This is a genomic window from Sulfitobacter sp. DSM 110093 (assembly GCF_022788715.1).
Taxonomy (GTDB): Bacteria; Pseudomonadota; Alphaproteobacteria; order Rhodobacterales; family Rhodobacteraceae; genus Sulfitobacter.
In genome coordinates this window covers 991,908-1,011,830 of record NZ_CP085167.1, presented here as the reverse complement: position 1 = coordinate 1,011,830, position 19,923 = coordinate 991,908, and the positions used below count along the sequence as shown (strand labels likewise).

General features: G+C 61.0%; 19 protein-coding genes. 7 read left to right on the top strand and 12 right to left on the bottom strand.

The features are described 5' to 3' along the window. Nucleotide 1 precedes the first annotated feature (1 nt). Nucleotides 2-1,216 carry an IS256 family transposase gene (locus DSM110093_RS04925; protein WP_243265642.1) on the top strand — a complete coding sequence of 405 codons (1,215 nt, stop codon included), beginning with the start codon at nucleotides 2-4 and terminating at the stop codon, nucleotides 1,214-1,216. A gap of 455 nt (nucleotides 1,217-1,671) precedes the next feature. Here the strand turns inward: DSM110093_RS04925 and DSM110093_RS04920 are convergent, their stop codons facing one another. Then, entirely contained in the window at nucleotides 1,672-2,193 is a 522-nt protein-coding gene (locus DSM110093_RS04920; protein WP_243265680.1) for an IS630 family transposase, read from the bottom strand. A 50-nt stretch (nucleotides 2,194-2,243) separates the two neighbouring features. Continuing rightward, the gene (locus tag DSM110093_RS04915) at nucleotides 2,244-2,630 is read right to left on the bottom strand and encodes a helix-turn-helix domain-containing protein (protein ID WP_243266945.1); all 387 of its coding nucleotides are present in this window, start codon (nucleotides 2,628-2,630) and stop codon (nucleotides 2,244-2,246) included. Between the two features lie 93 nt (nucleotides 2,631-2,723). Between DSM110093_RS04915 and DSM110093_RS04910 the strand changes: the two genes are divergently transcribed. Then, on the top strand, nucleotides 2,724-3,401 hold the full coding sequence (locus DSM110093_RS04910) for a hypothetical protein (RefSeq protein ID WP_243266944.1): 678 nt from the start codon (nucleotides 2,724-2,726) through the stop codon (nucleotides 3,399-3,401). A 1-nt stretch (nucleotide 3,402) separates the two neighbouring features. Here DSM110093_RS04910 and DSM110093_RS04905 read toward each other — a convergent pair whose 3' ends face one another. From DSM110093_RS04905 to pepT, 5 genes are all read right to left on the bottom strand, one after another. Then, nucleotides 3,403-4,086 (bottom strand): ABC transporter ATP-binding protein, encoded by a 684-nt coding sequence (locus DSM110093_RS04905; protein ID WP_243266943.1) that lies wholly within the window; start codon nucleotides 4,084-4,086, stop codon nucleotides 3,403-3,405. After that, nucleotides 4,079-5,374 carry a lipoprotein-releasing ABC transporter permease subunit gene (locus DSM110093_RS04900; protein ID WP_243266942.1) on the bottom strand — a complete coding sequence of 432 codons (1,296 nt, stop codon included), beginning with the start codon at nucleotides 5,372-5,374 and terminating at the stop codon, nucleotides 4,079-4,081. The genes DSM110093_RS04905 and DSM110093_RS04900 overlap by 8 nt, the downstream gene beginning before the upstream one ends. 54 nt (nucleotides 5,375-5,428) lie before the next feature. Continuing rightward, nucleotides 5,429-5,935, bottom strand: a complete 507-nt coding sequence (locus DSM110093_RS04895; protein ID WP_243266941.1) for a DUF2937 family protein — start codon at nucleotides 5,933-5,935, stop codon at nucleotides 5,429-5,431. An 8-nt stretch (nucleotides 5,936-5,943) separates the two neighbouring features. Continuing rightward, complete coding sequence (gene proS, locus DSM110093_RS04890; protein WP_243266940.1) at nucleotides 5,944-7,284, bottom strand: proline--tRNA ligase; 1,341 nt, start codon at nucleotides 7,282-7,284, stop codon at nucleotides 5,944-5,946. 107 nt (nucleotides 7,285-7,391) lie between these two features. Next, nucleotides 7,392-8,633: a peptidase T gene (gene pepT / locus DSM110093_RS04885; protein WP_243266939.1), complete on the bottom strand. Its 1,242-nt coding sequence runs from the start codon at nucleotides 8,631-8,633 to the stop codon at nucleotides 7,392-7,394. Nucleotides 8,634-8,762: 129 nt separating this feature from the next. Between pepT and DSM110093_RS04880 the strand changes: the two genes are divergently transcribed. The 4 genes from DSM110093_RS04880 (at nucleotide 8,763) to DSM110093_RS04865 (ending at nucleotide 14,431) form a co-directional block, all read left to right on the top strand. Then, nucleotides 8,763-9,845, top strand: a complete 1,083-nt coding sequence (locus DSM110093_RS04880) for an AI-2E family transporter (protein WP_243266938.1) — start codon at nucleotides 8,763-8,765, stop codon at nucleotides 9,843-9,845. A 1-nt stretch (nucleotide 9,846) separates the two neighbouring features. Beyond that, the gene (locus DSM110093_RS04875) at nucleotides 9,847-10,527 is read left to right on the top strand and encodes a DnaA/Hda family protein (protein WP_243266937.1); all 681 of its coding nucleotides are present in this window, start codon (nucleotides 9,847-9,849) and stop codon (nucleotides 10,525-10,527) included. Between the two features lie 61 nt (nucleotides 10,528-10,588). Further along, entirely contained in the window at nucleotides 10,589-12,763 is a 2,175-nt protein-coding gene (locus DSM110093_RS04870) for an RNA degradosome polyphosphate kinase (protein ID WP_243266936.1), read from the top strand. Nucleotides 12,764-12,847: 84 nt separating this feature from the next. Next, nucleotides 12,848-14,431, top strand: coding sequence for a Ppx/GppA family phosphatase (locus DSM110093_RS04865; RefSeq protein WP_243266935.1), 1,584 nt, complete (start codon nucleotides 12,848-12,850; stop codon nucleotides 14,429-14,431). A gap of 6 nt (nucleotides 14,432-14,437) precedes the next feature. Here the strand turns inward: DSM110093_RS04865 and DSM110093_RS04860 are convergent, their stop codons facing one another. The 5 genes from DSM110093_RS04860 to scpA all read right to left on the bottom strand — a co-directional run bounded on the left by DSM110093_RS04860 (nucleotide 14,438) and on the right by scpA (nucleotide 19,277). Further along, complete coding sequence (locus DSM110093_RS04860; protein WP_243266934.1) at nucleotides 14,438-14,803, bottom strand: hypothetical protein; 366 nt, start codon at nucleotides 14,801-14,803, stop codon at nucleotides 14,438-14,440. 77 nt (nucleotides 14,804-14,880) lie between these two features. Then, the gene (locus tag DSM110093_RS04855; RefSeq protein WP_243266933.1) at nucleotides 14,881-15,882 is read right to left on the bottom strand and encodes an endonuclease/exonuclease/phosphatase family protein; all 1,002 of its coding nucleotides are present in this window, start codon (nucleotides 15,880-15,882) and stop codon (nucleotides 14,881-14,883) included. Further along, nucleotides 15,882-16,562: a molecular chaperone DjiA gene (locus tag DSM110093_RS04850; protein ID WP_243266932.1), complete on the bottom strand. Its 681-nt coding sequence runs from the start codon at nucleotides 16,560-16,562 to the stop codon at nucleotides 15,882-15,884. Before DSM110093_RS04850 ends, DSM110093_RS04855 begins: the two co-directional genes overlap by 1 nt. Before the next feature lie 52 nt (nucleotides 16,563-16,614). After that, nucleotides 16,615-17,136: a GNAT family N-acetyltransferase gene (locus DSM110093_RS04845; RefSeq protein WP_243266931.1), complete on the bottom strand. Its 522-nt coding sequence runs from the start codon at nucleotides 17,134-17,136 to the stop codon at nucleotides 16,615-16,617. Then, nucleotides 17,136-19,277, bottom strand: a complete 2,142-nt coding sequence (scpA, locus tag DSM110093_RS04840; RefSeq protein ID WP_243266930.1) for a methylmalonyl-CoA mutase — start codon at nucleotides 19,275-19,277, stop codon at nucleotides 17,136-17,138. Before scpA ends, DSM110093_RS04845 begins: the two co-directional genes overlap by 1 nt. A gap of 165 nt (nucleotides 19,278-19,442) precedes the next feature. Here scpA and DSM110093_RS04835 point away from each other — a divergent pair, with 165 nt between their 5' ends. Further along, nucleotides 19,443-19,898 carry a DUF4174 domain-containing protein gene (locus tag DSM110093_RS04835; RefSeq protein WP_243266929.1) on the top strand — a complete coding sequence of 152 codons (456 nt, stop codon included), beginning with the start codon at nucleotides 19,443-19,445 and terminating at the stop codon, nucleotides 19,896-19,898. The last annotated feature ends 25 nt before the right edge of the window (nucleotides 19,899-19,923 follow it).

Sequence of the window (19,923 nt, the reverse complement as noted above, 5' to 3'; positions counted from 1 at the left end):
TATGACTATTTCCAAGGAACTGTTGGACGAGCTGCTGAAGGGCTGCGAGCGGCCTGAAGATCTGCTTGGCGATGCCGGGCTAATGAAAGAGCTCAAGATCAAGCTGATGGAACGGATGCTCGGGGCTGAGCTGACTGCACATCTGGGCTATGAAGACGGAAAAGATGCCCCGCCTGATCAGGCCAACCGTCGCAACGGCTCATCTGCTAAGAAATTGAAGGGGCAAGACGGCGAACTGCCTATCGCTGTGCCGCGGGACCGGGACGGCAGCTTCGAGCCTGAACTGGTGAAGAAGGGACAGACCCGCATTGATGGGATGGATGACAAGATTATCGGGCTTTACGCCGCTGGTCTGACGGTCCGCGACATCCGTGCTCATCTTGAGGACGTCTATGGCCTGCAAGTCTCGCCAGACTTGATCAGCCGCGTGACCGACGCGGTGTTGGATGAGGTTCGAGAGTGGCAATCCCGGGCGCTGGACCGGATGTATCCCATCGTCATTTTTGACGCTCTACGGGTCAAGATCCGCGACGCCGATAGCCGCATGGTCAAGAACAAAGCCGTCTACGTGGCCCTTGGTGTCAGCAGGGATGGCGTGCGCGAGGTTCTTGGTCTTTGGATCGCTGACAACGAGGGCGCCAAATTCTGGCTCTCGGTGATGACAGAGCTGAAGAACCGTGGGCTTCAAGACATCCTGATTGCGGTCGTGGACGGCCTCAAGGGCTTCCCTGATGCCATTACCGCAGCCTTTCCGGATACGGTCGTGCAAACGTGCATTGTCCATCTCGTGCGCCACTCGTTGAATTTCTGTGCCTGGAAAGATCGCAAGGAGGTGGCCGCTGATCTGCGGCGGATTTACAGTGCCCCTACAGCCGAGCAAGCCGCTGCGGAGCTGGATGCCTTTGAAGAAAAATGGGCCGGGAAATATGCCTCTATCGCCCCCGCCTGGCGCAGGGCTTGGCAAGAGGTAATACCGTTCTTTGCCTTTGATCCCGCCATCCGGAAAATCATCTACACCACCAACGCAATTGAAAGCTTGAATCGGGTAATCCGAAAATCGGTCAAGACGCGAGGATCGTTCCCGACCGAAGACGCAGCCACGAAACTGATCTACTTGGCGATCCGCAACTTTGAGAAAGGCGGCCGGAATGTTCGAGAATGGTTTGCGGCCCGCAATCATTTCGCCATAATGTTCGAGGATCGCTTCAATGCGTGACTGTATCTAAAACCCGCATGGGCCAGACCAAATACACAAAGTTCATGACACTCCCTCATTTTGGCAGGCTCAGATGAACTCATTGCGTTCCCTACTCGAGTCTAGCGTTCCGACTGGAAGGAATAATCTCAGTGGGCACGGTCAAGGTTCTATACCAACAACTGTCAGCGACCCAGTGGTGCAATACCTAATTAATATGACTGCTTCGTGCATCGTATTTTTGGGCCAGACCGAAAGAGAAAGGCAATAGTTCGCCATTCCGCCGGTATCATGCCGCATCTGTTCCCTATCCCATGCGCCTTTGGCGCATAGCCCCTTCCCTTCCCCCCATGGGGAAGGGGCTTCCACGCAACGATAGGTCGGGACCGCGACAGCAGTTACCTGCACCGTTCGCCTTTGCACCCCCAACTTCCCCCTTGATCCGCCGCTCACACCAGTCCTAAAGCATTTCTAATTTAACCTGAGGCATATCCGGCAGCCTGAAAGTAGTTTGAACACTCCTGCGGGGAGTACATTGCGCAGATATCGCCAAGGGCTTCGAACACCGAGGTGAATGATCGCGCACTGATGCGTCTGAGGTGAGACTTCAATTTGGAGAAAGCCAACTCAATCGGGTTCAGATCTGGTGAATATGGCGGCAGATAGAGGAACCAGCACCCATGAGCCTTGAGCGCCGCAGCGGCTTCTTTGTTGCGATGGGTCGCGAGGTTGTCGAGAACGACTGCCGTGCCTGGCGCGATCTCGGGGATCAGGACCTTTTGCACATAGGCCGCGAAAGCAGGGCCATCCATCGCGCCTTTGATTACCCAAGGTGCGATCAGAGCCTCATGTGTCAGCCCCGCAATCAGGGTTTGGGTTCCCCAACTGCCGAAGGGCGCATCCATCGTCAGGCGTTCGCCACGCGGAGCCCAACCGCGCAGCCGGGTGAGATTCGTTTTGACCGCTGTTTCATCAATAAAGACAACGCGTTCCGGCATCCGCGCAATGGCTGGCAAACGGTGTGTGAACCAGTCCTCACGTCGTCGCCTCACTTTGGCACGGTAACGTTCGGTAGCGACCAGTGACTTTTTTTGTGCGTGAACCCGAGGCGCTTTAGCAGATGCCCGATAGCAGAGTGCTGGACCTGCAGTCCGGTTGCATCAGCAAGCGCATCACGCAGCTCAAACAATGTGATATCAGGATCTTGAGCAATCAACTCTTCGAAAAAACCAACATGGGGTGCCAATTTCCCTGACCCTTTTGGACGCCCCTGCACGCCCGGATCAGCCCGGCCCGTCGTTTGGATCTGATGCCGCCATCGTGCGCCCGTTGCTGGCGACAGCTTCAAGCGCGCTGCCGCCGCTCGCCCGCTTAACCCTTCCTCAATAAATCTCTGAAACCGCGCCCGAAGCGCTGATGGCAAAGGTGCTGACATAGTTCATCCTCCCAAACAGGATGAATCACAATCAGACCAGTTTGGGAATCCCCGGCGATTCAGGTTTTGTTAGAAACGCTTTAACTCCCCCCCATGATCCGCGCCCTCCTCCTTCTCCTCCTCCTCACCGCCTGCGGTCGTCCGCTGACGGAGAACGAGCGTGCCTATCTCTCCACCATCCACGGCAGTTCCGTCGACTACGACCGCGTGCGCTTGCACGACGGTGCCCCGACCCGCGCCGTTACCTTCACCCGCAAGCCGCGCCCGCGCACCACCTGCCGCGAGCGCATCCTGCCGCCGCAGGAAGGTGACACCGTCACCTCCAAACCCGCCGCCGTGGCGCTGTTCAATAACGTGCTTTTCGACAAGGACTGGTACCTCGAAGACTACCTCCCCGATCACCCTGACCGCATCGGGCTGATCGCCGCGATGCTGCTGGCGCATGAGGTCACCCATGTCTGGCAATGGCAGAACCGCAAGCTCACTGGCTATTCGCCGCTGCGCGCGGCCTCCGAGCAGTTCACCAGCGCAGACCCCTACCTCTTCGAGGTCGAAACCCAGCCGCGGTTCCTCGATTTCGGCTATGAACAGCAGGGCTCAATCGTTGAGGAATTTGTCTGCTGTCGCGCGCTTGACCCGCAAGCGCCACGCACCAAGCGGTTGCACGACATGCTGTCAGAGGTCATGCCCGTCGCTCCCCTGCCCCAAAGCCGCGTGTCTGACGTGGGCCTGCCGTGGGACGGGGTCGAACTGAAAAATATCTGCGGTTAAATCAAACGGGCACCAACTGCCCCGCCTCCAGCCTGATTTGACGGTCCATCCGCGCGGCCAGCTCCAAGTTATGCGTGGCAATCACGGCGGCCAACCCGGTGCTGCGCACCAGCGTCATCAGCGCGCCAAAAACTTGGTCCGAGGTCGTCGGATCAAGGTTGCCCGTTGGCTCATCCGCCAGTAACAGACGCGGCTCATTGGCCAGCGCGCGACAGAAAGCCACCCGCTGTTGCTCTCCGCCAGACATCGCCGCAGGCCGGTGATCGGCGCGGTCAGAGATGCCCACCTCGGCCAACAACTCGTGCCCCCGCGCCTCGGCAGCAGAGCGTGCCACACCGTTGGCAAGCTGGGGCAAGACGATGTTTTCAAGCGCTGTGAACTCAGGCAGCAGATGGTGGAACTGATAGATAAATCCCACATCCGCACGCCGCACGCCGGTACGCTTGCGATCGCTCTGGCCGGTCAGATCATCACCCGCGATCTCAACCGTGCCGCTGTCTGCCGTGTCCAGCAGCCCCGCGATGTGCAGCAGCGTCGATTTGCCCGCTCCAGAAGGGGCGACCAGCGCCACGACTTCACCAGCCGCGACCTCTAGGTCAATGGCACGCAGGACGTGAACCTCATTCGGGGCGCCGGGATTATAGGCTTTGGAAATGCCGCTCAGGCGCAGGATCGGGTCATTCATAGCGCAAAGCCTCTACAGGGTTCATCCGCGCCGCACGGCGGGCAGGAAAGATCGTAACAACAAAAGATAGCCCCAACGACAGCCCCACGGCAGAGAGCACATCGCCCAATTGCAGCTTTGCAGGCAAGAAATAAATACCGCGGATCGACGCATCCCAAGCGTTGCCGCCGCTGAGGTAATTCACAAAGGCGAAAATCTGATCGACGTAGACCGCAAAGAGACAGCCAAGCACCACACCCGCCACCGTGCCTATGATTCCCGTGAAGGCCCCGCAGATGAAAAAGACCCGCAGCACCGATCCTTCAGACAGCCCCATGGTGCGCAGAATGCCGATGTCGCGGCCCTTGTTCTTGACCAGCATGATCAGCCCCGAGACGATGTTCATCGCGGCGATCAACACCAGCACCGAAAGGATCACGAACATCACCCTGTCCTCGATATCCAGTGCGCTAAGGAACGAGCCCGAGGCATCGCGCCATGTCCAGACCTGCGCATTATCCCCCGCCGCTTGCATCAACGCGCGCGCCATGGCGTCAACACTCTCGGGGTCTTCGACCATGACCTCCAACTCATCCGCCACGCCCTCGCGGTTGAAAAAGCTCTGCGCCTCGGCAATCGGCAGATAGACCCTTGTCTTGTCGATGTCATACCGCCCAGCGGAAAAGACATAGACCACCTCATAGCCGTTCACACGCGGGCTGGTGCCAAAGGCCGTCTTCACCCCATTGGGAGAGATCAGCTTGATCGTGTCGCCGACATCCACGCCCAAGCTTTGCGCCACACCGCTGCCGATGGCGATGCCTTCCTCGAACCGGCCAATATCGCCGAAGGAACGCTCTGAAGGCTGGATGCCGGGGATGGTCATCAGATCATCCGATGCAATGCCAAAGACCTCGACGCCCGCGTTGGACTGCCGCCGATTGGCCATGACCTGCTGACGCACCAAGGGGGCCACGCGGGTCACGCCGGGCACTTTTGCGACCTCGGCGGCCATCTCGGTATAGTTGGCGATGGTGCGGTCGATCTGGCCGTTTTCCTGCACCTCGCCCATCGTGTAGACGGTGACATGCGCATTGGCGCCAAGGATCGTATCCACGAACTCCGCGCGAAAGCCTGACCGCACCGAAAGGGTGGCGATCAGCGCGAAAACGGCCAGCGTAATGCCGATGAGGCTGATCCACGTCATCACACTCACCCCGCCCTCGGCGCGGCGGGCGCGTAGGTAGCGCCAAGCGATCATCCATTCAAAGGCCGCGAATGGGGCGGTGCGTGTGGGTTTGCTGGCCATGCGGGAGGGCTCCGGTCTGAGGTGCGCGCAACCTGAGGCTTTGCCCCAGAAGGGTCAAGAACGCAATGCCCGGCGACGGCGGAAGCGCGCGGGCCATGTGGGCAGCCAGAGGAGCAGCCGCGCGAAGGCTGTTCCGGCGATGAAGCCTATGGCGGCGAAGATCAATTCGGCACGGCTGCGCGGTGCGGTGGGCAAAAACTTTTGCACGGTGGCGCGCAACGCTTCTGCGTCAGGTGCGCGTAACAGGTAATAACTGCGCAGGAACGGACCCGCAGCTTGCAATCGCAGCACTTGCACCTCAAGCGCCATGTGCCTTTCGACGTTGCGGGTCAGATCGATACGACGGCGTTCCAACAAGGCCGACCCACGCAGCCGCGCCAGCGCGGTCTCTCGGTCAATCCCGGCGGCGCGGGCGGCAGCATCAAAATGCGCTATAACACCAGAGAGCGTTCGTTCTGCGGCCTCTAGCTCAAACACATAGGCCCGGGAAAACCCCGGGCCTTGCGCCGCAACACCTGCTCCTATGATCCCTCCTGCCAGTGTCAGCACCCGCAGGATCATCGCAGCGCTCAGACGATACCGGCGTAGATTCTCGCCAGCTTTTCGACCGCCTGTTCGGGCGGCAGCTCTTCGCTTTCCCCGGTGCGGCGGCTGGTCAGCTCAACCACACCGTTTTTCAGCCCGCGCGGCCCAACGGTGATGCGCCATGGCAGGCCAATCAGGTCCATCGTCGCAAACTTCATACCAGCGCCGCCTTTGCGGTCGTCATAAAGCGGATCAAGACCCAGCGCCTTGAGGCTGCTATACAGCGCCTCGCAGGCTGCATCGGCTTCGTCGTCGCCTTGCTTGAGGTTGACGATACCCGCGTGGAACGGGGTGACCCCTTCGGGCCAGATGATACCTTTGTCGTCATGGCTTGCTTCGATGATCGCGCCTAGCAGGCGGCTGACGCCGATGCCGTGGCTGCCCATATGGACCGGCACCTGTTTGCCGTCGGGGCCTTGCACTTTGGCATTCATCGCGTCGGAATATTTCGTGCCGAAGTAGAAAATCTGCCCCACTTCGATGCCGCGCGCGGTGCGCTGGCGCTCTTCGGGCACTTTGGCGAAAAGCTCGGGGTCGTGGGTTTCATCGGTGCGGGCGTAGCGCGAGGTGAATTCATCCAGCACAGCACGGCAGGCATCATGATCGCTGGGGTCAATCTCGCGGTCGCCGAAGGTCAGATCGGTGATCTCGCTGTCATAGAAGACTTCCGATTCGCCCGTCTCGGCCAGCACGAGGAACTCATGCGTGTCATCGCCGCCGATGGGGCCGGAATCCGCGCGCATCGGGATCGCCTGCAGGCCCATACGCTCATAGGTGCGCAGATAGCTGACCAGATGGCGGTTGTAGGCATGCAGCGCGTCCTCTTTCGTGAGGTCGAAGTTATAGCCGTCCTTCATCAAGAATTCGCGGCCCCGCATCACGCCGAAACGCGGGCGGATCTCGTCGCGGAATTTCCATTGGATATGGTACAGCGTCAGCGGCAGGTCTTTGTAAGACCCGACATGGCTGCGGAAGATGTCGGTGATCATCTCTTCGTTGGTGGGACCGAACAACATGTCACGATCCTGACGGTCGCGGATGCGCAGCATCTCGGGGCCGTAAGCGTCATAGCGGCCCGATTCCTTCCACAGGTCTGCCGATTGCAACGTGGGCATCAGCATTGGGATATGGCCAACCCGCTCTTGCTCTTGGTGCACGATCTCTTCGACCTTGCGGAGCACTTTGTAGCCGAGCGGCAGCCAAGAATAGATCCCCGCGCTGGATTGCTTGATCATCCCCGCCCGCAGCATCAAACGATGGCTGACGATCTGCGCCTCGGCAGGGTTTTCCTTCAGCACGGGCAGAAAATATCGGGACAGACGCATGGTGTTTCCTCATTGAGCGAATTGCCCCCTGACTAGTGCATGTCAGAGGGCGAGACAATCATTCAGGTTCGCGGGTACTTGGGTTCACGGGCACTTAGGCCCGCGCACTATGCCTTGGCTGCCCGTTGCGCCAGCTCCACCGCCACCTTGGTGGCCAGCGCCATGTCCTGCACTGATATCCACTCCAGCGGCCCGTGAATTTCTTGCATACCTGTAAAGACATTGGGGCACGGCACGCCCATCTCTGTCAGGCGCGAGCCATCGGTGCCGCCACGAATAGGAACCGAGCGCGGCTCAAGCCCCACCGCTTCGATCGCGCCGCGCGCCAGATCAACCGGAGTCATATCCTCTTCCAACCAATAGCGCATGTTGCGGTACTGCGGCTGGATATCGACCTCGATCTTGGCGCGCGGCCCACCGGCGGCAACGGCAGCGCAGACCTGTCGCAGAAGATCGCCTTTCGCTGCCAGCCCCTCACGCTCAAAATCGCGCAGGATCAGTTTGATCTCGGCCTCGGAGGAGCCGCCGTTAATTTCAGAGACATGGATGAACCCTTCGACCCCTTCGGTCGTCTCGGGCGTCATCGTGGCTTGCGGCAGGGTCATCACAATCTTCGCGGCCATGTGTAGGGCGTTGACCATCTTGTCTTTGGCAAAACCAGGATGCGCCGAAACGCCCGTGATCTTCACCACAGCGCCATCGGCACTGAAGGTCTCATACTCAATCTCCCCCACTTTGCCGCCATCGAACGTATAGGCAAAATCACAACCAAGTTCGTTGGGCAGCCGCGCATCCACACCGCGCCCGATCTCTTCGTCGGGGGTAAAGGCGAGGCGGATCTTGCCATGCGGGATATTCGGATTCTCAATCAAATGCCGCGCCGCCGTCATGGCAATCGCCACACCGGCCTTGTCGTCCCCGCCCAGCAGTGTCAGCCCGCTGGCGGTGATGATGTCCTCCCCATGTTTTTCAGCCAAATAGGGCGAACTCTCGGGCGACAGCCGCAACTCAGGCGCATCGGCAAAGGTAATGTCCCCACCGTTATACCCGCGATGCACCACCGGCTTCACGCCGCTCGCGTCGTACTGCGGCGCCGTATCCACATGCGCGACCCAGCCCATCACGGGGCCACCCTCAACCGTGGCAGGCACCGTCGCCAGCACCACGCCGTAATCGGTGAGCGTCACATCTGCCGCCCCCATCTCGCGCAGTTCCGTCACCAGCAACCGCGACATATCAAGCTGGACTTCCGTGCTGGGCGATGTCGGGCTTCCCGCGTCGCTCTGGCTGTCGATCTTCGCATAGCGGACCAGCCGCTCTTCCAATTCGCAATCAAATTCACTGCGCATCGTCTGCTCCTTCAATTTTGGGCCATCGTCCCTGCATTTGCAGCACTGTCAAGCGACCCCAACCGCAGCCGAGACTTGAAACGACGCGCCACATGGGCGATGTGATGATATTCCCAGCCGGAGAGCATCATGGCCCTGCCAATCCGAGATCAATTGAAATACTGGGGCATCGCCGCGGCGGTGTTCATGGTGGCGCTATGGTTCATGGGCGACGTGCTGCTGCCTTTCCTGTTGGGCGGGGCAATTGCATATTTCCTAGACCCGGTGGCCGACCGGCTGGAGCGTTTAGGGCTAAGCCGTGTCATGGCTACCGCGTTGATCACCGTGGCGGCGCTGTTGATCTTTGTGCTCATGGCGCTGTTGGTCGTGCCAACGCTGGTCAATCAAACCGTTAACCTGATCGAGACCGCGCCCAAGGTAACCCGCAACTTCACCGACTTTATCACTGACCGCTTCCCGTCGCTTTTGGATGACGATTCGACGCTGCGTACATCGTTGACCACGCTGGGCACCACGATCCAAGAACGCGGTGGCGAACTCTTTCAAACCGCGCTGGCCTCCTTCGCCTCGCTGATCAACATTCTGTTGCTCTTTGTCATTGTGCCTGTTGTCGCCGTCTACCTCCTGCTTGACTGGGACCGCATGGTCGCCGGCATCGACCGTCTTTTGCCGCGCGACCACGCCCCCACGATTCGCCAGCTCGCGCGCGAGATCGACGCAACGCTTGCATCATTTGTGCGCGGCATGGGCACGGTCTGTCTGATCCTTGGCACCTATTACGCCGTGGCGCTGATGCTGGTGGGGCTGCAATTTGGCCTTGTCGTGGGGTTTGTCGCAGGGCTGGTAACCTTCATCCCCTACCTTGGGGCGCTGATTGGCGGGGCGCTGGCCATCGGGTTGGCGCTGTTTCAGTTCTGGGGGGACTGGCTCTCGATCGGGCTGGTCGCAGGTATCTTTGTGCTGGGCCAGATTGTCGAAGGAAACCTGCTGACCCCGAAGCTGGTCGGCAATTCGGTCGGGCTACACCCGGTCTGGCTGCTGCTGGCGCTGTCAGTCTTTGGCACGCTCTTTGGCTTTGTTGGTCTGTTGGTCGCCGTGCCTGTCGCCGCCGCAATTGGCGTGATCGCGCGTTTTGCCACGGCAAGTTACCGCGAAAGTGTACTCTACAAAGGCCGGGAACCTGAAACGACCGTCGACGAGGACATCCGCTAACATGGCCCACCAACTCGGGTTGAACCTGCCCAGCCGGACGGCTCTGGGCCGCGACGCTTTTTTTGTCGCCCCCTCCAACGCGATGGCGATGGCGATGATCGACGGCTGGCGCGAATGGGCAGGCGGCAAACTCGCGCTGACCGGGCCGCAAGGGTCGGGCAAGACGCATCTAACGCATGTTTGGGCGGACCTGTCGGGCGCGCGGATCATCAGCGCCGCCGATCTGATGGAGGCCGACATTCCCAACCTCGCCCGCGGCCCCCTCGCCGTCGAGGATGTGCATCTGATTGCCGGAGACGCGGCGGCGCAAACGGCGCTCTTTCACCTGCACAACCTCGTGTTGGCCGAGGGTCAGGCGCTCTTGCTCACCGGCACCGGGCCGGTGGCCCATTGGGGGCTGACGCTGCCCGATCTGGTCAGTCGGATGCGCGGCGCCACGATGGTCGAAATGGAAGCACCCGATGACGCGCTGCTCTCTGCCCTGCTGGTCAAGCTTCTGGCCGACCGGCAGTTGACGCCCAAACCGGAGCTGATCAACTACCTGATGACCCGGATGGATCGTTCCTTTGCCGCCGCCATCGCGCTAGTCGACCGGCTGGATGCCGCCAGCCTTGCGCAGAAGCGCCCCTTGACCCGCGCACTGGCCGCGCAGGTGCTGGACATCGCCCCGCCCCGCGCGTGATACTGGAATAATTAACGTTCGCATTCGCAAACCCGTTACATTCCAATGTCATGAGGCCCGCATGACCCAAGCTGATTTCCTGCAAGCGCCCTTTCCGCCCGCCACCGATCTGCCCGAGCTTGATACCGCCGGGCCGGGCCGTTTCTTTAACCGCGAGCTAAGCTGGCTCGACTTCAACTGGCGGGTGCTGGAAGAGGCCGAGAACCCGCGCGTGCCGCTGCTGGAACGGCTGCGCTTTCTGTCGATCTCGGCCACCAATTTGGATGAATTCTACACCGTGCGCGTCGCGGGCCTGCGCGAACTGGCCCAAGCGGGCAATACCACCGCCGCCGCCGACGGGCTGAGCCCCGGTGAGCAACTGGTGCTGATCAACGAAGATGCGCGCAACCTGATGATGTCCCAGCAGCGCGTGCTGGTCGATCTCATGGCCGAGATGGACGCCCAGAACATCATGCTAGAGCGCACGGCCGATCTGACCGAGGCCGATCTTAAGCATCTCGAAGGGGTCTTTCTTAACCAAGTTTTCGCTGTGCTGTCGCCACTGGCGATCGACCCTGCGCATCCGTTCCCTTTCATCCCCAACACGGGCTATGCGCTGGCCTTGCAACTGGAGCGCAACAGCGACAAACGCCCGCTACAAGCGCTGCTGCCGATCCCCGGCCAGATTGACCGGTTCGTCGCCCTGCCCGCGCCAAACGGGTGTCTGCGCTATCTGCCGCTCGAAGACCTGCTGATCATCAACATCCCCAACCTCTTCCCGGGCTACAAACTCAAAGCGCATTTTGAATTTCGCGTGCTGCGCGATAGCGATCTAGAGGTTGAGGACGAGGCCGAAGACCTCGTGCGCGAATTCGAAGTCGCGCTAAAGCGCCGCCGCCGGGGCGAGGTCGTGCGTCTAACCCATTCCGCTGGCGCACCCGAAAAGCTGAAATCGGTCGTCATGCGCGAGCTTTGCGTGCGGCCTCAAGACGTGATCGAAATCGAAGGGATGCTGGGCATTGCCGACCTGTCAAAACTGGTGACAGACGCCCGGCCCGACCTTCTGTGGCCGCAGTTCACCCCCCGTGTGCCCGAGCGGGTCAGCGACCATGATGGCGATATGTTTGCGGCGATCCGGCAAAAAGACATGCTGCTGCACCACCCTTATGAGACGTTCGACATGGTGGTCCGCTTCCTTGCCCAAGCGGCGCGGGATCCGGATGTGGTGGCGATCAAACAGACGCTTTACCGCACCTCGCGCGACAGTCCAATTGTCGAGGCGCTTTGTGAAGCCGCCGAAGATGGCAAATCCGTCACCGCGCTGGTCGAGCTTAAGGCCCGTTTTGATGAGGCCGCCAACATCCGTCAATCGCGCCGCTTGGAACGCGCTGGCGCACATGTTGTTTACGGGTTCCTTGACCTCAAAACACATGCCAAAATCTCGACTGTTGTGCGGCGCGAGGGCGACCAACTGGTGACCTACACCCACTATGGCACGGGTAATTACCACCCGATCACGGCCCGCATCTATACTGATCTGTCGCTCTTTACCTGCGATCAGAACCTTGGGCGGGATGCCACCAAAGTGTTCAACTTTCTCTCGGGCTACGCCCCACCCGAAAAGCTGGAAAACCTTGCCATCTCTCCCACCACGCTCAAGCCACGCCTGCTTGAGATGATTAAGGCCGAGGCCGAGCATGCCCGTGCCGGGCGGCCCGCAGTGATCTGGGCCAAGATGAACGCGCTGATTGATGCCGAAGTGATCGACGCGCTTTATGACGCAAGCCAAGCCGGGGTCGAAATCAGCCTTGTAATCCGCGGCATCTGCGGGCTGCGCCCCGGCGTGAAGGGGCTGTCGGACAACATCCGCGTCAAATCCATCATCGGGCGTTTTTTGGAACACAGCCGCATTGTTTGTTTCGGCAATGGCCACGGTCTGCCCCATAAAAAGGCGCGGGTTTTCATGTCTTCGGCCGATTGGATGGGCCGCAACCTGAACCGTCGGGTCGAGACACTGGTCGAGATCGAAAACCCCACCGTCAAAGCACAGATCACCAGTCAGGTTATGGCGGCCAATCTGGCCGATGTAGCCCAAAGCTGGGTCATGGGGCCGGAAGGCAAATTTACCCGCCCCGCCATTCCCGAGGGCACGTTTGCCTTCAACTGCCATCGCTTTTTCATGGAGAATCCGTCGCTTTCGGGCCGGGGCAGCGCGGGAGCATCGGATGTGCCCAAGCTGACCCATACCGAGGATTGACCGGCGGATAGCTGCGTTAGCAATTGACCTTACCGCCCCCCTGCGCCAATTATCCAATCAAACGGATGGCCCGCAGGAGCATTGATGGCAGACCAGACCGACCCTTCCCGAGCCGCCCCCGTCCCTGAGACGGGCGTGGCGGAACTGGGCCTTTTCGCGAAACCGTTGTTTCAGGATCCGGGTGCGCGCGCGCTGGCACGGGTGGGCGTGGTGGATGTGGGCTCGAACTCAGTCCGTCTGGTGGTGTTTGACGGCGCGGCCCGCTCTCCGGCCTATTTCTATAACGAAAAGATCATGTGCGCCTTGGGCGCTGGCATGTCCGAAACCGGGCACCTCTCGCCCGAAGGCCGCGCCCGTGCTCTATCGGCGCTGCGCCGTTTCAGCAAGCTGGCCGATGGCATGGGGCTGTCTGAACTCACCGTCGTCGCAACCGCAGCGGTGCGCGATGCCAGCGATGGGCGCGAGTTTTGCGCCGATGTGCTGCGCGAGACCGGCCTGCGTATCTGGGTGATCGACGGCGAGGAAGAGGCCCGTCTTTCGGCCCAAGGCGTGCTGCTGGGCTGGCCCGGCGCTTACGGCCTTGTCTGCGACATCGGCGGCTCTTCGATGGAACTTGCGGAAATCTCTGGTGGGCGCGTCGGGCGGCGGGTGACCTCGCAACTCGGGCCGCTGAAATTGCGCGATCTCAAGGGCGGTGCCAAGGGGCGGCATGCCCATATCAAAGAGGTCATCACCGGCCTTCAGGAAAAGATGGGCAACCAGCGCGACCGGCTGTTCCTTGTGGGCGGCTCATGGCGTGCCATTGCGCGGATCGACATGTACCGCCGGGGCTATCCGCTGCATGTTCTGCATGAATACCGCATGACCGTGACCTCGGTCCGGGAGACGGTGAAGTTCATCCAAGCCTCTGATTTGGAAGAGCTGCGCAGCGCCTGCGGCGTGTCGTCGAGCCGGATGTCGCTGGTGCCCTACGCCGCCGAGGTGCTTAGCCGTCTGGTCAAAACCTTCCGCCCCAAAGACATTGCCATCTCCAGCTACGGCATCCGCGAAGGCATGCTGTATGAGCAGATGCCGCAACGCCTACGCGACCGTGATCCGCTGATTGAGGCCTGCTATTTCGCCGAAGCCAAAGACGCGCGGATGCCCGGCTTTGGTAAGGTGCTTTATAACTTCATCCTACCGCTCTACCGTTCTGCCCCCCATGCCCGCAAACGGCTGGTCAAAGCAGCCTGCCTTTTGCATGACGTCAGCTGGCGCGCGCATCCCGATTACCGGGCAGAGACCTGTTTTGACAACGCCACCCGCGCCAACCTCGGCGGGCTCAAGCATTTGGAACGCATCTATCTAGGGCTGGCGCTGCTCCACCGGTACTCCAACAAGCGCGAAAATACGCGGTTTGAAGACCTCTATGAAATGGTCGACGAACAGATGCGGTTAGAGGCGGAGATTCTTGGCAAGGCCATGCGCTTTGGCGCCATGCTGTGGATGGATAAAGACGAGCAACGCGGCGAATTACGCTGGTTCCCCAAGAAAAAGCAGTTGGAGCTGTGGCTCACCCCCGACATGGTGCCGCTTTTCGGTGAGGTCGCAGAGGCGCGACTTAACTCGCTCGCCAAATCCCTTGACGCCGAAGTCCATGTGCGCACCGGCAAGCGGCCTCCGAAATAGGCCGGATTACAGGTCGATCTGGGGGGCAGGCTCTGTCGGCGTCTCTGGCGGCACCATTGGATGGTCCGGCTTGCGGCGAATGATGATATCCCCGTTGGGCTGCATCTCGGGCGCTTGGTATGCGCTCCAGTCTTCGACCTCATCCAGCAGTTCCGTCAGCTTCGGCCCCATCTCGCGCGCGAAATCGCGCAGGGCGGGGCGCATGGCTTCGGTAAAGCCTTCGAAGCCTTCCATAACCGGGCCCATCTCATCCATGATCCCGTCCATGAACATCTGCGCGCCGCGCTCCATCAAGCCGAGGCCGCGTTCTTCGGTGCCCTCTTGCGCGTGGGCCGCAAGCGGCAGCATCGTGCAAAGGGCGATAAGGGGCATAAAACGTGTCATGCAATTGATGTAGGCGGCGCGTTCGGGATTTCCAGTCTTCTGCCGATGCACGGGCACAAGCACGCCTAGAGGTAGACATCCAGCGTGACCGGGAAATGATCCGACGCCGCAAGAAGCGCATCGCGCAGGGCCACATTTTGCCAGCAGGCGGGGTCATCCATCGGATGCCAGATCCGCCAGCGCGCATCGCAGGCAAAGATTTGCGGGCTGACCATGATGTAATCTAACAGCGCCTGAAGATAACGCTCCTCTGGTGCGATCCAAAACCGCGCGCTGGTAGGCGCGGCCCCCAACCGTCGGCTAAGCGCTTGTTTGGCATGCGGGTCAAAGAGCGCCGGCGCCCCCTCCCCCAGCACAATCTCGACCGACGACCGCCCGAACAGGCTTTCGAATTCATCCAGCCCCGGCCCGTCGTTCAAATCGCCCATCACCATCACGGGCCGATCTGCCGCCAGATGCATGTCGATCCGTCGCCTGAGCCAAATCGCCTGCGCCAATTGCTTACGCCGATTGGCGATGGCGATGCGCAGCACATCGGCCTCGGACTTGGCCCCATGGGGCGCTTTGGATTTGAGATGCGCGCCGATCATCTGAAAGGCAAACCCGGTCTCCGTGGTCACCTCCAACTCAAGCGGCGGTTTGGAGAAGACCACGGCATCCTCCGTCGCGTCTACGTCAAGATCAATCCGCAACGTCTGGTCAAAGCGCGGGGCATCAGCAGCCGACTGCGGCGCGTGGCGGGCGGTGAGCTTGTCGGGGTCATAGAGCAGTGCAATCTCTTGCTCTGTATCGTTGGAAAACCCCATGACGGCCTCCCGCGCGCGCAGGGAAAACCGCGCGGCGAAATGCTTTAACGCTGCCACGGTGGACTGCCGCCGCCCGTGGTTGGGTGCCTCAATCACCATCACCGCATCGGCATCTAGCGAAGCGAACACCAGCCCCAAAGCCGCCGTCTGCTGCGCACGGGTCACCTGATAGCGCGAAGACCATTCATCGTCGTCGTAGAGCTGATTGTCATCGTCAAAAAGGCTCGCGAACCACTCAACATTGTAGGTCGCGATGCGCATCAAGCGTGTTTGCCCGAGATCGTTTCCCACGCGCGGTTGATGTCGATCATGCGTTTCTCGGCCATTTTGATGGCCTCTTGCGGCAAGCCACGCGCCACCAACGCATCGGGATGGTTTTCGCGCACCAGCCGCCGCCACGCTTTGCGGGCTTCTTCGAGCGTGGCATGGGGGCCGATGCCCAGAACCGTGCGCGGCAAGGGCGAGCTGTCGGGCACGAACCGCGCTTTCAGCGAGGCAAAAGCCTCCTCTCCCATGCCAAAGATCGCGGCCACATCTTCGAGAAAGGCGTTTTCGTTCGGGTGATAGACGCCATCGGCCATGGCAATGTGAAACAGCCCCTCCATCAGATCATGCAGCATCTCGGGCTGGTCGTTGAACATGTTGGCGATGCGTTTGGCGTATTCCTCAAACCCGGTGACATCCTGCCGCGCAAGGTTAAAGACCCGCGCAGCGCCGTCCTGATCCCCTTCGGCAATCTGGAAGACCTCGCGAAAGGCAGTCACCTCATCGCGGGTCACCAATCCGTCAGCCTTGGCCATCTTTGCGCCCAAGGCGATGACTGCGATGGTAAAGGCGACCGAGCGTTCGGGCGGGCTGCGCAGACGGTCAAAGACAGCCGAAAGCCCTTCGCCCGCGGTGAGGGCTGACAAAGCTTCGGAAATGCGCGTCCAGATCGACATGGGCTGACCCTTTGGTATTCGGCCCCCAGCTTAACCGCTGGCACCGGGGAAGTCAGGATGCTGACAGGGTTTTTTGCATCAAGATCAGATCAAGCCATTGGCCGTGCTTGCGCCCGACCTCGGGCATCCGGCCCACCTGCGCAAAGCCCAGTTTTTCATGGAAAGTCACAGCACCCGGATTGGCGCTGCTGATCGCGGCAACCATGACGTGATGGCCCTGCGCCGCAGCCGCCTCCTCCGCCCGCGTCATCAGGCCGCGGCCCAGCCCCTGCCCCTGTGCGGCGTCCGCCAGCACGATGCTATGTTCGACCGTCGCGCCGTAGCCCGGACCGCCGCGAAAGCTGCCGTAGGTGACAAAGCCCATGACTTGCCCTGCGTCTTCGGCCACCCAAAAAGCGTCGGCGCGGGTGGCGATGAGCGCGGTGATCTCCTCAGGCGTTTTTTCGTCGGTGGTAAAGGTCGACAGGCTGTCGCGGATCATGCCGTTCCATAGGCCCGCCACGGCAGCGGCATCGCGCCGCTCTGCCGGGCGGATCGCGCGGCCCGATTGGACCGCGCCCGTTTCAGCCTGCATCACTTCCGGGTCTCGCGGATCAGCTTGAGGATATCCTGCGCAGCCGTCGGGATATTCGTCCCCGGGCCAAAGATCGCCTTCACGCCCGCGTCCTCCAAGAACTTGTAATCCTGCTGCGGGATCACCCCGCCGCAGATCACAAGGATATCCTCGGCCCCTGCATCCTTGAGCGCCTGGATAAGCTGCGGTGCCAATGTCTTATGCCCCGCCGCTTGGCTAGAGATGCCGATCACATGGACGTCATTGTCCACCGCATCCTGCGCGGCCTCGGCGGGTGTTTGGAACAGCGGTCCCACGTCCACGTCAAAGCCGATATCAGCGAAAGCCGTGGCGATCACCTTGGCGCCCCGGTCGTGCCCGTCTTGGCCCATTTTAACCACCAACATACGCGGGCGGCGGCCTTCGGCCTCAGCGAATTCATCGACTGATTTCTGGATATCGGCAAAGCCCGCGTCGCCCTCATAAGCCGCGCCATAGACGCCCGAGAGGGTTTTGACCTCGGCCCTGTGCCGTCCGAATTCTTTCTCCATCGCCATGCTGATCTCTCCCACTGTGGCGCGCGCGCGGGCGGCTTCCACCGCCGCGTCGAGCAGGTTGCCGCCCTCGGCGGATCGCCGTGTCAGTTCCGCCAAGGCGGCTTCGCAAGCTGCGTCGTCCCGCTCGGCGCGGATGCGCTCCAGCCGCGCCACCTGACCGGCGCGGACCTTGACGTTGTCGACGTCGAGAATGTCGATCGGCTCTTCCTTGTCGCGGCGGTATTTGTTCACGCCCACGATCACCTCGGTGCCCCGGTCGATGCCCGCCTGACGCTGGGCCGCGGCTTCCTCGATCCTGAGCTTCGGCATGCCGGAGGCCACGGCCTTGGTCATGCCACCCATCTCTTCAACTTCTTCGATCAACTTCCACGCGGCCTCGGCCAGATCGGAGGTCAGCTTCTCGACGTAGTAGCTGCCCGCAAGCGGGTCGACGACATTGGTGATGCCGGTCTCTTCCTGCAAGATCAGCTGGGTGTTCCGAGCGATGCGCGCGGAGTGTTCCGTGGGCAGACCGATGGCCTCGTCCAGTGAGTTGGTGTGCAGCGACTGCGTGCCGCCCAGCACCGCCGAGAGCGCCTCGTAAGCCGTGCGCACGACGTTGTTGTAGGGGTCCTGCTCGGCAAGGCTAACGCCGGAGGTCTGGCAATGGGTCCGCAGCATCGAAGATTTGGGGTTCTTCGGCTCGAATTCCTCCATCACCCGTGACCAAAGCAGACGCGCGGCGCGTAGTTTGGCGGCTTCCATGAAGAAGTTCATGCCGATGGCGAAGAAGAAGCTCAGGCGCGGAGCAAAACGGTCCACATCCATGCCCGCCGCAATCGCCGTGCGCACATATTCGCGCCCGTCCGCGATGGTGAACGCCAGCTCCTGCACGAGGTTCGCGCCCGCCTCTTGCATGTGGTAGCCGGAGATCGAGATCGAGTTGAACTTCGGCATATGGTCCGAGGTATATTCGATAATGTCCCCGATGATCCGCATCGACGGCTCCGGCGGATAGACATAGGTGTTGCGCACCATGAATTCCTTGAGAATGTCGTTCTGGATCGTCCCCGAGAGCTTGGCCCGGTCATGGCCCTGCTCTTCGCCCGCGACAATGAAACTCGCGAGGATCGGGATCACCGCGCCGTTCATCGTCATGGAGACCGAGACCTGATCCAGCGGGATACCGTCGAAGAGGATTTTCATATCCTCAACCGAATCGATGGCCACACCGGCCTTGCCGACATCACCCTCGACACGCGGGTGGTCGCTGTCATAGCCCCGGTGCGTCGCAAGATCAAAGGCGACCGAAACACCCTGCTGCCCGGCGGCCAGCGCGCGGCGGTAAAAGGCGTTGGATTCCTCAGCCGTCGAGAAGCCCGCATATTGCCGGATCGTCCAAGGGCGGCCCGCGTACATGGTCGCTTTCACACCGCGCGTAAACGGCGCTTCGCCGGGGATGCCGCCCAAATGATCCAGCCCATCGACATCCTCCGCCGTATAGAGCGGCTGAACGTCGATCCCCTCCAGCGTCTTCCACGTCAGATCATCAAGGCTGCGCCCGCGCAATTCGCCCGTCGCCAGTTCCTGCCAACGTGTCTTTGCGTCCTTTTGGTCGGATGTCATATGCTTGTCCTTCTCCCTTAGCGCCGGGCGGCAGGCATGGGCCTGCGCATCACTGGCGGCTGAATTGTCACGGGGCGCGCGCTCACGGGGATAAATGCCCCCTGCGGCGCTTTGCCCTTCGCAAAATGGCCCAAGCCCCCTATATCTGAAGGGACAGGAGCCTTGATGAAACGTTTGATCTCACTAGTTTTTGCAGGATTGATGACCACTGCGGCCATGGCCCAAGGGGCGGACGCCCCGGCGGAGGATCCGTTGTTCCTGCCTGCCGATATGGCCGATCTCAGTACTTTCCAATGGACCAAGCGGCCCGTGCTGGTCTTTGCCAATTCCGAGAACGATCCCGCCTTCGTCGCCCAGATGGAGTATCTACGCGACCGCGAGGAGGAGTTGCGCCTGCGTGATGTCATCGTTCTGACCGATACCGACCCCGCTGCACGCAGCCCGCTCAGGCTGCGGATGCGCCCGCGTGGCTTCATGCTGGTGTTGGTCGACAAGGAAGGCCAGATCGAGTTGCGCAAACCCTTTCCGTGGGACGTGCGCGAGATCACTCGGAGCATCGACAAGATGCCGCTGCGCCAGCGTGAAATCAGAGAGGCGAAGGAGCGCGACGTCATCCGATGATGCCCCGCGCCCTGCCCGCCCTGAT